9 protein-coding genes are annotated in these 10,638 nt (G+C 74.5%); 4 read left to right on the top strand and 5 right to left on the bottom strand.

The window, feature by feature from the left end:
* Positions 1 to 332: 332 nt before the first annotated feature.
* On the bottom strand, positions 333 to 962 hold the full coding sequence (locus E9529_RS08125; protein WP_236830640.1) for an alpha-ketoglutarate-dependent dioxygenase AlkB: 630 nt from the start codon (positions 960 to 962) through the stop codon (positions 333 to 335).
* A 128-nt stretch (positions 963 to 1,090) separates the two neighbouring features.
* The gene (locus E9529_RS08120) at positions 1,091 to 3,313 is read right to left on the bottom strand and encodes a RecQ family ATP-dependent DNA helicase (RefSeq protein WP_236830638.1); all 2,223 of its coding nucleotides are present in this window, start codon (positions 3,311 to 3,313) and stop codon (positions 1,091 to 1,093) included.
* Between the two features lie 104 nt (positions 3,314 to 3,417).
* On the opposite strand from E9529_RS08120, the gene E9529_RS08115 reads away from it, so the two are divergent.
* The gene (locus tag E9529_RS08115) at positions 3,418 to 4,239 is read left to right on the top strand and encodes a PHP domain-containing protein (RefSeq protein WP_236830636.1); all 822 of its coding nucleotides are present in this window, start codon (positions 3,418 to 3,420) and stop codon (positions 4,237 to 4,239) included.
* 3 nt (positions 4,240 to 4,242) lie between these two features.
* Here E9529_RS08115 and E9529_RS08110 read toward each other — a convergent pair whose 3' ends face one another.
* Positions 4,243 to 5,412 (bottom strand): benzoate/H(+) symporter BenE family transporter, encoded by a 1,170-nt coding sequence (locus tag E9529_RS08110; protein ID WP_236830635.1) that lies wholly within the window; start codon positions 5,410 to 5,412, stop codon positions 4,243 to 4,245.
* 94 nt (positions 5,413 to 5,506) lie between these two features.
* On the opposite strand from E9529_RS08110, the gene E9529_RS08105 reads away from it, so the two are divergent.
* The 3 genes from E9529_RS08105 to E9529_RS08095 are packed head-to-tail and all read left to right on the top strand — an operon-like array spanning position 5,507 to position 8,163.
* Positions 5,507 to 6,040, top strand: a complete 534-nt coding sequence (locus tag E9529_RS08105; RefSeq protein ID WP_236830634.1) for a GNAT family N-acetyltransferase — start codon at positions 5,507 to 5,509, stop codon at positions 6,038 to 6,040.
* Positions 6,041 to 6,094: 54 nt separating this feature from the next.
* Positions 6,095 to 7,048 (top strand): carbamate kinase, encoded by a 954-nt coding sequence (locus E9529_RS08100; RefSeq protein WP_236830633.1) that lies wholly within the window; start codon positions 6,095 to 6,097, stop codon positions 7,046 to 7,048.
* An 11-nt stretch (positions 7,049 to 7,059) separates the two neighbouring features.
* On the top strand, positions 7,060 to 8,163 hold the full coding sequence (locus E9529_RS08095) for a ring-opening amidohydrolase (protein WP_236830632.1): 1,104 nt from the start codon (positions 7,060 to 7,062) through the stop codon (positions 8,161 to 8,163).
* A gap of 83 nt (positions 8,164 to 8,246) precedes the next feature.
* Here the strand turns inward: E9529_RS08095 and E9529_RS08090 are convergent, their stop codons facing one another.
* Together E9529_RS08090 and E9529_RS08085 are read right to left on the bottom strand one after the other, a co-directional pair.
* On the bottom strand, positions 8,247 to 9,941 hold the full coding sequence (locus E9529_RS08090; RefSeq protein ID WP_236830631.1) for a signal peptidase I: 1,695 nt from the start codon (positions 9,939 to 9,941) through the stop codon (positions 8,247 to 8,249).
* A 63-nt stretch (positions 9,942 to 10,004) separates the two neighbouring features.
* Positions 10,005 to 10,409: a hypothetical protein gene (locus tag E9529_RS08085; RefSeq protein ID WP_236830630.1), complete on the bottom strand. Its 405-nt coding sequence runs from the start codon at positions 10,407 to 10,409 to the stop codon at positions 10,005 to 10,007.
* Positions 10,410 to 10,638 lie beyond the last annotated feature (229 nt).

Genomic DNA, 10,638 nt, shown 5'->3' with positions numbered 1-10,638 from the left:
AACCAAAGGAATCCCAGCCGACCCACAAAGAGCCGGCACGGGGTATTACTTGGCACTGACTTTCGGCACGCTGTTGAGTTCTCAAGGAGCGGACGCGCACGACATCCGGCCGAATTCTCGGCCTTCGTTCGAGGCGGTTTCTCCACTGTACACCGGGCTCCGCAGCAGCTCGGCCTCAGGGGCTCTGCCGGCGGTTTCCCGGGCCTCGCGGCCCGGTCCGTTCTCGCTCGGTGCAGGAGGAACAGTACACGCCCTCGGAGCGGGTCTGCAGGGGGGGTCCCCGGGCCTCTCCGAGCACTGCCCGGAGCCCGCCGTTCCGGGCTTTCCGGCCCTCAGGCGACGCCGCGCGGGCGGAACTGGACGCTGACCCGTGGGCCCACCGGCTTCGTCGTCTTCGGGATGCAGTGCTCCCAGGTGCGCTGGCAGGAGCCGCCCATCACCACCAGGTCCCCGTGCCCCAGGGGGAAGCGCAGCGACTCCCCGCCGCCGACGGGGCGAAGCAGCAGCGGCCGGGGCGAACCGAAGGAGACGATCGCCACCATCGTGTCCGCCGACCGGCCCCGGCCGATCCGGTCGCCGTGCCACGCGACGCTGTCGCGGCCGTCCCGGTAGAGGCACATGCCCGCCGAGACGAAGGGCTCGCCGAGCTCCGGCAGGTAGTGGCGGTTCAGCTCCGTGCGGGCCTCGGTGAGCAGCGGGTGCGGCAGGCCCTCCTGCCCGGAGTACCAGCGGAGCAGGCGCGGCACGGCGACCTCCCGCTCGTACATCTGGCGGCGGTCCTCACGCCACCCGATGTCGCCGAGAAGCACGTCCAGCACCTCGTCGGAGCCGGTGACCCAGCCCGGCAGGTGGTCGACCCAGGCACCGGCCGAGAGCTCGTGCCGCACGACGCGGCCGGCGAGGGGCGTGAGCGCGGCCTCCTCGGCCAGGTCCCAGATCGAGGGCTGGTGCGCGAGCTGCATGCCGGCACGCTACCCCGACTTTTCGCACATGTGTGCGAAAACCTGTGGATGACGTGGTCGTGCGCTACGGCCCCTGTGCAGGGCCCCGCGTCGAGCGCGCGAGACGTGGGGGGCACAGGGGTCCTTCTTCAGGCGGTGAGGGCCAGGGCGAACGGCAGGACCGACGACGCCCCGGCCCGGCGCAGCTCCCGCCCGGCGACGGTCATGGTCCACCGGGAGTCCGCCAGGTCGTCGACCAGCAGCACCGGACCGGGGACCTCCGCCAGCCGGGCGCGGAGCTCCGGCCCGACCACGATGCGGTCCCACACAGCGGCGAGCCGGAAGGCGCTGTTCCCGCCGGGCTGCCCGGTCGGGCCGCCGTGGGCGAGCGAGAGCTCGCCGAGGTAGGGCAGCCGCCCCATGCGGGCCAGGCCCTGGGCGACGCCGCTCACCAGCTGCGGGCGGCGTCGGGACGGCATCGCCACCACCGCTGCGGGGCGCTGCGCCCAGTCCCAGGCGGCGAGCACCCGGCCGCACGCACGCAGCAGCTCCTCGTCCGGCGGCACATCGGCGACCGAGCGCCGGACCGGGACGTCGAAGGCCGCGTAGGGGTCCTCCTCGAGGCCCGGCGCCTCGAGGTCCAGCTCGACCACACCGCCCACGCCGTCGTCACCGAGGAGGGTGCGCAGCCGCTGACCCCAGCCCAGGTCGGTGAGCCGGGCGACCGCCCGACCGGTCTGCAGCTGCTCCCCCGGCGGGATCTTGCCCTTGACGCCCACGCCGAGGCGGTCGGCGCCGGTCGGCCACATCGCGCGGGGTGCCAGCTCCACCCCGGGGCGGTCCAGGGCCGCCGACGCCTTCTCGGCCGCGCCCTCGGGCACGTCGGTCGCGTACCAGGGGCCGGCGCAGACGTCGCACCGCCCGCAGGGCGCCGCCGTCGGGTCGTCGAGCGCGGCCTGGAGGAACGCCATGCGGCACTCGGCCTCGTCGACGGGCTTCGCGTAGGTGAGCATCGCGCGCTGCTCGGCCTCGCGGGTGCGGGTCACGCGGGCGTAGCGGTCGGCGTCGTAGACCCACGGCTGCCCGGTCGAGCGCCAGCCGCCCTGCACCCGCTCCACCGCGCCGTCGACGGCGAGCACCTTGAGCAGCAGCTCCAGCCGCGACCGGCGGACGTCGGCGACCGTCTCCAGCCGCGCCACCGACCAGGCCCTGCCGTCGGCCATCGCGCCGAGCACGGCGGCGGCGTGGTCCTCCCGCGGCATGGACGAGGTGGCGAACCACTGCCAGATGGCGATGTCCTCGGGGCCGGGCAGGAGCAGGACGTCGGCGTGCTCGACGGCGCGGCCGGCCCGACCGACCTGCTGGTAGTAGCTCACCGGGGAGGACGGCGCCCCGAGGTGCACGACGAACCCCAGGTCGGGCTTGTCGAAGCCCATGCCCAGGGCGGAGGTGGCGACCAGCGCCTTGACCCGGTTCTCCCGCAGCGCCTCCTCGGCGTCCTTGCGGTCGGCGTCGTCGAGCCGGCCGGTGTAGGCGCGCACCTCGTGGCCGGCGTCGCGGAGCAGGTTCGCCGTCTCCTCCGCCGCCGCGACGGTGAGCGTGTAGACGATGCCGCTGCCCGGCAGGTCGCCGAGGTGGGCGGCCAGCCAGGCCAGCCGCGCGCGGTCCGACGGCAGCCGGAGCACGCCCAGCCGCAGCGAGTCCCGCGAGAGCGGGCCGCGGACCGTCGTCACCTCGACGCCGCCGGCGCCCAGCTGCTCGGCGACGTCGGCGACCACGCGCTCGTTCGCCGTCGCCGTCGTCGCCAGGACGGGGGTGCCGTCGGGGAGCGTGCCGAGCAGGTCGCGGATGCGGCGGTAGTCGGGGCGGAAGTCGTGCCCCCAGTCGGAGACGCAGTGCGCCTCGTCGACGACGACCAGCCCGCAGCGGGCGACGAGGCCGGGCAGCTGCTCCTCGCGGAAGCGCGGGTTGGTCAGCCGCTCGGGGGAGACGAGCAGGACGTCGACGTCGTCGGCGGCCAGGCGGGCGGCGATGTCGTCCCACTCGGTCATGTTGGCGCTGGAGATCTCCACCGCACGGATGCCGGCGCGGGCCGCGGCGGCCACCTGGTCGCGCATCAGCGCCAGCAGCGGCGACACCAGCAGCGTCGGGCCCGCACCGCGGCGGCGGAGCAGCGCGGTGGAGACGAAGTACACCGCGGACTTGCCCCAGCCGGTGCGCTGGACGACCAGCGCGCGCTGGGAGCGCTCGACGAGCGCGGCGACGGCGGCGTCCTGCCCCTCGCGGAAGACGGCGTCGGGGCGGCCGGTGAGCTCCCGGAGGATCTCCAGGGCCTCGTCGGCGATCGAGGTCGGCGGTGCGGCGGTGCTCATGCCGACGACAGTAGGCACGGGCGGGGACGGAACGGGTGGCCGCGCGCGACCTGGGGACGGCGGAGGACAATCCACAGGCGATGGCACTCGAGAGGGCACACCAAGTGCAGCTGCCGGCCGACAACCACGTGCACACCCACTGGTCGTGGGACACACCCGACTCCTCGACGATGCGCCGCGCCTGCGAGCGGGCGGTCGCCCAGGGGCTGCCGGCGATCGCGTTCACCGAGCACCTGGACTTCACCGTCTGGCACGACGAGGACCGGGCCACCGAGGAGGGCCTGGTCGACCGCTACCCGGCCCACCAGCTGCCGATCGACGTCGAGGGCTACTTCGCCGAGCTGGCCGAGGTCCGCGACCGCTTCCCGGAGCTGCGCATCTGGTCGGGCATCGAGACCGGCGAGCCGCACCTGTTCGCCGCCAGCATCGCCCAGCACCTCGAGGACTCCCCCGTGGACCGGATCCTCGGCTCGCTGCACTCGCTCTCCGACGAGGGCCGGCTGGTCGGGGTGGGACGGCTGCTGCACGTCGACGCCGACGCGACGATGCGCCGCTACCTCGGCGAGATGGTCGGGATGATCGAGAGCAGCGACGTCTTCCAGGTGCTGGCGCACGTGGACTTCCCGCGCCGGTACTGGCCGGGTGGCTCGCACCGGTACGTGGAGAAGGACTACGAGGAGGAGTACCGGGCGGTGTTCCGGGCGCTGGCCGGCAGCGGCCGCGCGCTGGAGATCAACACCAGCAGCCCGCTGGCCTCCGCCGACCAGGTGCGCTGGTTCCACGAGGAGGGCGGCGAGGCGGTCAGCTTCGGGAGCGACGCCCACGCGCCCACCGCGGTGGGGCAGAAGTTCGACCTCGCCGTCGCCGTCGCGGAGGCCGCCGGATTCCGGCCGGGGCGCGACCGCTTCGACTTCTGGCGCCGCTGACGGTCAGGCCGGGGCGGCGGCGGGCTGCGGCCGGTACCAGGCCCAGAACGCCAGGCCGACGACGAGCGACCAGAACGCCGACCCGACGCCGCCCACGGTGACGCCGCTGATCGCCACGAGGAAGGTGGCGACGACGGGGATCCGGTCCTCCGCCCGCGCCAGCGCGCCGCTCAGGGACGCCGCCAGCACCGGCCACAGCGCCAGGCCCGCAGCCGCCGCGACGAAGCCGGCCGGGGCGGTGACGACCAGGGCCGCGACGGCGGCCGAGACCAGCGCGAGGCCGATGTAGGCCAGGCCGGCGGTGCGGGCGGCCAGCCAGCGCCGCGACGGGTCGGGGTGGGCCTCGGGTCCCGCGGCCAGCGCCGCGCTGATGGCGGCGAGGTTGACCGCGTGCCCGCCGAACGGGGCGCCGAGCAGCGTCCCCGCACCGGTGACGGCCATCGCCGGCCGCCAGGGCGCCCGGTAGCCGTAGGCCGCCAGCACCGCCATGCCCGGCACGTTCTGCGAAGCCATGGTGACCAGGAACAGCGGCAGCGCCAGGCCGACGGCGGCGGTCGAGGCGACGTCCGGCGTCGTCCACTCCAGGGCCGGGACCAGGGCGGCGGCGTCGAGCCCGCCGTCGCGCCAGGCCAGCCAGCCGGTGATGCCGAGGGTGACGGCGAAGGCCGCGGGCACGGCCCAGCGCGGGGAGAACCGCAGCAGCACCGCCCAGACCAGAACGACCGGTACCACCAGCCAGGGGATCTCCAGCGCGGACCGCACCGGCTGCAGGCACAGCGGGACGAGGACGCCGGCCAGCATCGCCTGGGCCAGCACGGGCGGGATCGCCCCGATCGCCGTGCCCAGCCGGGGCCACGCCGCGGTGAGCAGCACCAGCGCGCCGACCAGGACGAAGGCGCCGACCGCCTCGTCCCAGGACGGCGCGGAGGCGGTCGCGAGCAGTGCCGCACCCGGGGTGGACCACGCGACGGTGATCGGCATCCGGGTCCGCTGCGCCAGCAGCACGGTGGCCAGCCCCATCGCCACGGAGAGGACGACCAGGCCCGAGGCCGCCTGCCCCGGGGTGGCGCCGACCGCCCGGAGCCCGGTCAGCACGACGGCGAAGGAGCTGAGGAAGCCGACCAGCGCGGTCACCAGCCCCGCGACGGTCGTCGAGGAGGGAGCGGCGGGCACGGCGCGGCACGCTAGCCGAGCCGGTCGGGCCGGCCGGACCGCGGCGGGCGACCTCACGCCCGCGCGACGGCGTCGCGGCCCTACGTTGCTGGCCATGGGTGCCGCCGCTCCGACGATCCGGGACGCCACGCCGGCCGATGCCGCCGCCTGCGCCGCCATCTACGCGCCCTACGTCACCGGCACCGCGATCACCTTCGAGGCGGAGGCGCCGACCCCGGAGCAGATGGCCGGCCGGATGGCCGCGGCCTCGCGCACGCACGCGTGGCTGGTGCTGGAGGACGACGGCGCCGTCGTCGGGTACGCCTACGCCGGGCCGTACAAGGAGCGCGCGGCCTACCGGTGGTCGTGCGAGGTGAGCGTGTACCTGGCGCAGGGGCGCGGGCGGCGCGGCGGCGGGCGGGCGCTCTACACCGCGCTGTTCGAGCGGCTGGCCGCGCGGGGCTACCGCACCGCCGTCGCCGGTATGACGCTGCCCAACGAGCCGAGCGAGGCCCTGCACGCGGCGATGGGCTTCGAGCCGATCGGCACCTACCGGCGGATCGGCTGGAAGCACGGCCGGTGGCGGGACGTGCTGTGGGCGCAGCGGCCGCTGGGCCGCTACGACGACGACCCGGTCGAGCCGACCTGACCTCCTGCGACCAACTACTTCACCGCTAAGGAAAATGCCGCTAGGGTTCCCGGGGTGACGTCGAACCGCGTGGTGATCGCCCTCGGCGGCAACGCCATGACCGGCGCCGACGGCTCCGCGACCCCCGAGGCGCAGCGCGACGCCATCCGCCAGGCCGCCGGGCACGTCGCCGAGGTGGTCGCCGCCGGCGTGCAGGTCGTGCTCACCCACGGCAACGGCCCGCAGGTGGGCAACCTGCTGGTGAAGAACGAGCTCGCCGCGCACGAGGTGCCGCCGGTGCCGCTGGACTGGAACGTCGCGCAGACCCAGGCCACCATCGGCTTCACGGTGGCCGACGAGCTCGACGCCGCCCTCGCCGCGCGGGGCCTCCCCCAGCGCACCGCCGCACTGGTCACCCGCACGCTGGTCGACGGCGACGACCCGCACTTCGCCGAGCCCTCGAAACCGGTCGGCCGCTTCCTCCCCCGGGAGCGGGCGGAACGGTTCGTCTCGCTCGGGCAGACCTGGGAGGACCGTGGCGAGAAGGGCTGGCGCCGGGTCGTCGCCTCGCCCGAGCCGCTGTCCGTCGTCGACTCCGCCGCCATCCACGCGCTGGCCGCGGCCGGGTTCGTCGTCGTCTGCGCCGGCGGCGGCGGCATCCCCGTCGTCGACGACCACGTGGACGGGCACGCGCTGCGCGGCGTCGAGGCGGTCATCGACAAGGACCTGACCGCCGCGATCCTGGCCCGCGACGTCGACGCCGGCACCCTGGTCATCGCCACCGACGTGCCGAACGTGATGGTCGGCTTCGGGACGCCCGCGCAGCGCCCGCTGGGCCGGGTGACCGTCGCGGAGCTGCGCGAGCTCGGCGCCGCCGGTGAGTTCGCCCGCGGCTCGATGGGCCCCAAGGTCGAGGCCGCCCTACGTTTCGTCGAGGCGGGCGGCACCCGCGCCGTCATCACCTCGCTCGACCACATCGCCGACGCCGTCCGCGGCGACGACGTCGGCACCGTCGTCACCATCACCTGAAGGGAACCCGCATGCCCGCACCGATCGAGGTCCGCAAGGTCCCGCTGCACAACGTCAGCGACGCCTCCGAGCTCGCCAAGCTCATCGACGACGGCGTGATGGAGGCCGACCGCGTCATCGCCGTCATCGGCAAGACCGAGGGCAACGGCGGGATCAACGACTACACGCGGATCATCGCCGACCGCGCCTTCCGCGAGGTGCTGCTCGAGAAGGGCTCGCGGAGCAAGGAGGAGGTCGGGGACATCCCGATCGTGTGGTCCGGTGGCACCGACGGCGTCATCAGCCCGCATGCCACGGTCTTCGCCACGCTGCCCGAGGACGCCGTCGAGAAGACCGACGAGCCGCGGCTGACCGTGGGCTACGCGATGAGCGACGTCCTGCTGCCCGAGGACATCGGCCGCGTCGCGATGGTGGAGAAGGTCGCCGAGGGCGTGAAGAAGGCGATGGCGGCCGCGGGCATCACCGACCCGGCCGACGTGCACTACGTGCAGACCAAGACGCCGCTGCTGACGATCGACACGATCCGCGACGCCCACCAGCGCGGGGAGACGACGATCCTCGAGGAGCCGCACGGCTCGATGGACATCTCCAACGGCACGACGGCGCTGGGGATCGCGGTGGCGCTCGGGGAGATCGAGCTGCCGACGCAGGAGCAGATCATGCGCGACCTGTCGCTGTACTCCTCGGTCGCGTCCTGCTCGTCGGGCGTCGAGCTGGACCGGGCGCAGATCGTCGTCGTCGGCAACGCCCGCGGTCACGGCGGCAGCTACCGCGTCGGCCACTCGGTGATGACGGACGCCCTCGACCAGGACGGCATCTGGAACGCCATCCGCGACGCCGGCCTCGAGCTGCCCGAGCGCCCGCACCACACCGACCTGGGCGACCGGCTGGTCAACGTGTTCCTCAAGTGCGAGGCCTCGCCCGACGGCAAGGTGCGCGGGCGCCGCAACGCGATGCTCGACGACTCGGACGTCTCCTGGCACCGGCAGATCAAGGCCTGCGTCGGCGGCGTGACCGCCTCGGTGACCGGCGACCCGGCGGTGTTCGTGTCGGTGGCCGCGGTGCACCAGGGCCCGTCCGGCGGCGGCCCGGTCGCCGCGATCGTCAAGGCGTAGTTCTCAGCGGCACGCCTTCTTCGGGGAAGCGGGGCTCCGGGACGTCGTCCGGAGCCCCGCTTCCCCGAAGTCGTCCCCGGGCCTCAGGCCACGCCGCGCAGGCCGGTCGCCGGTGAGGTGAGCTCCTCGTCCGCGACCGGCCGGGACGGCGCCGGGACCGGCGGCCGCCCGCGGCGCTCGGCGCCGCCGGGGACGACGAAGCGGTAGGTGGCGTCCACGTCGCGGACGGCGAAGACGTCCGCGTCCGGGCCGGCGTGGTGCAGCACGACCGTGTCGAAGCGCTCGGCCACGCGGCGGAGGGAGTCCGCGTCGGAGACGTCGATGACGGTGCCGCCCGTGGCCAGACCCGCCACGGGGACGATCCGGTCGGCGTGCCGCACGATGAACTCGTCGGCGGCGTCGCCGCGGCCCGCCCGGCCGAGCACGGCCCCGACCCCGGCGACGGCCAGCGCGAGCGCCAGCACGGCGAGGGCGGCGCCCCGGGCCACCCCGATCGGCACCGCGAGCGCGAGGACGTCGAACGAGCGGGGACCCACCGTCGTCACCTCCACGGAGGTCGGGGTGGTCGTGGTCAGCACGGCTCCGGGGTCGCCGGCCAGGCGCAGCGCCGTCGGGTCGAGCGCGAAGTTAAGGCCGGCCGGGGAGCCCGCCTCGAAGGCGGTGCCGCGCACGCTGCCGGACAGCGCGACGGTGGGGGTGACGGTCAGCGTCGCGGTGCTGCCGGAGACGCCGACCTCGGCGTAGTGCCGCGCCAGCACCTCGGCGGCGCGGGTGGCGTCGACGTCGACCGACGTCGTCGCCACCCCGTCGGTGAAGCCGACGACGGGGCCGCTGGTGAGGTAGGTGCTCCAGCCGTCGGCGGCCTGCACGGTCACGTCGAGGCGCAGGGCGCCCTGGAGGCCGGCGAGCTCGGGGCCGGTGACGGTGTCCTCGTAGGAGACCGTGAGCCCGGTCGAGAGCCGGGTCCACACGGTGTCGCCGGTCGCGACCGTCCCGTCGGGGTAGGTGGTGCCGCGCTCGGCGGTCCCCGTGTAGGAGAAGCGCCCCTGCTGGGTCACCGTGACCGGTTCCTCGACCGTCTCGGTGCCGGGGACGGCGAACAGGACAGCGGCGCCGAGGGCGGCGACCAGCGCGACCGCCCCTGAGGCCATCGCGACCTGCCGGGCGCGGGCCCGCACGAGCGGCGTCGCCGTGCTGCGGTGGACCCGGGGCAGCCGCACCGGGGGCACCGAGACGGAGGGCACGGAGAAGGAGGGGACGGCGAAGGACGGCCGGCGCACGGCGGGCAGCCGGCGGCGGAGCGCCCGGGCGCGGTGCCCGCCGCGCTTCCGGCGGGATGCGCCGAGGACGAGGGAGGTGGCGAGGCCGACGGCGCCGAGCACCCACGGGGAGCCGACCGCCTCGAGCGCCTTGCCACCCTGGGGGATGCGGACGAAGAGCCGGCCGAGGATCTCCCCCCGGGTGGGGCGGTCCTCGTCGAGCCAGTCGTTGTTGTCGCCCTGGGTCACGAAGCCCTCGGCGTCCGCGGCGACGATGCGGTGCATGACGATCGTGTCGAGGGACTCGCTGCGGTAGGCGACGACGTCGCCGATCGAGTAGGAACCGGCCCTGCTCAGCACAGCCAGGTCCCCGGCGGAGAACTCCGGCTCCATGCTCTCGCCGTAGGTGGTGACGTACGTGGTGCCGCCACCGAGGCCGGCCGGCCAGAACAGCCACATGGTCGCGAGCACCAGCGCGACGACGGCGCTGGTGCTGGCGACACGGGATGCGGCGGTCATGGGGGCACCGATCGTGGTTCGGGCGAGGCGGCCACGAGGGGCCGCCTCGCCCAGGCGGGACTGCTAGTTCGAGGTGACCGTCAGGGAGGTCTTGTCGAAGGAGGAGATGAGCGGCGGGGACGACAGCGTGCAGGTGACGACGTGGTCAGAGCCGGACAGCGCGTAGCTGCAGGTGTTGGCCCCCGAGGCGATCGGGGTGGTGCCGCTGTAGAGGGTCATGCGCGCCGTCATGCCCGGCGATGCGACGGCCTGGTCGACGATGAAGGCGACCGACTGCAGCCGCCCGCTGTCGCCGGTGACGGGCGAGTAGGCGATGTTGCTGACGTTGACACCGGTCGCCGTCACCTCGCCGTAACCGGCGACGTTGTTGTCCAGACCGGTGAAGGTGTTGCTGGCGGTGAAGGCGGAGGTGGTGGCGGCGATGCCGGCGACCGCGACACCGGCGAGCAGAACGCGCGACAGGCGCATTGCAGTGGTCCTGTTCTCTCAGTGGCCCAGACCCGCCGGGATGCTGGTCACCCGGTCCACGTGCTGGCTGCGCCGATTCATTGACGCCCCTGTTCTCGGCAGGGCCCAGCGCATTCTCAACTCCTGTCCCAAAAGAAACTCGGGTCGCCGAGTCGACAATTCCGGGACGATGACCGGAATGGTTGCGGAATGGCGCCCGGGGCGCGGGCCCGGTGGTCGATCGGCGCGC

The sequence above is a fragment of the Blastococcus sp. KM273128 genome (assembly GCF_021698975.1).
GTDB lineage: Bacteria > Actinomycetota > Actinomycetes > Mycobacteriales > Geodermatophilaceae > Blastococcus.
This window is presented reverse-complemented; position numbering and strand designations above follow the sequence as displayed.

Bases quoted from the DNA above. Each gene is read 5' to 3' on its own strand.
- E9529_RS08125 (WP_236830640.1), bottom strand. From the start codon at position 962: ATGCAGCTCGCGCACCAGCCCTCGATCTGGGACCTGGCCGAGGAGGCC.
- E9529_RS08120 (WP_236830638.1), bottom strand. From the start codon at position 3,313: ATGAGCACCGCCGCACCGCCGACCTCGATCGCCGACGAGGCCCTGGAG.
- E9529_RS08105 (WP_236830634.1), top strand. From the start codon at position 5,507: ATGGGTGCCGCCGCTCCGACGATCCGGGACGCCACGCCGGCCGATGCC.
- E9529_RS08095 (WP_236830632.1), top strand. From the start codon at position 7,060: ATGCCCGCACCGATCGAGGTCCGCAAGGTCCCGCTGCACAACGTCAGC.
- E9529_RS08090 (WP_236830631.1), bottom strand. From the start codon at position 9,941: ATGACCGCCGCATCCCGTGTCGCCAGCACCAGCGCCGTCGTCGCGCTG.
- E9529_RS08085 (WP_236830630.1), bottom strand. From the start codon at position 10,409: ATGCGCCTGTCGCGCGTTCTGCTCGCCGGTGTCGCGGTCGCCGGCATC.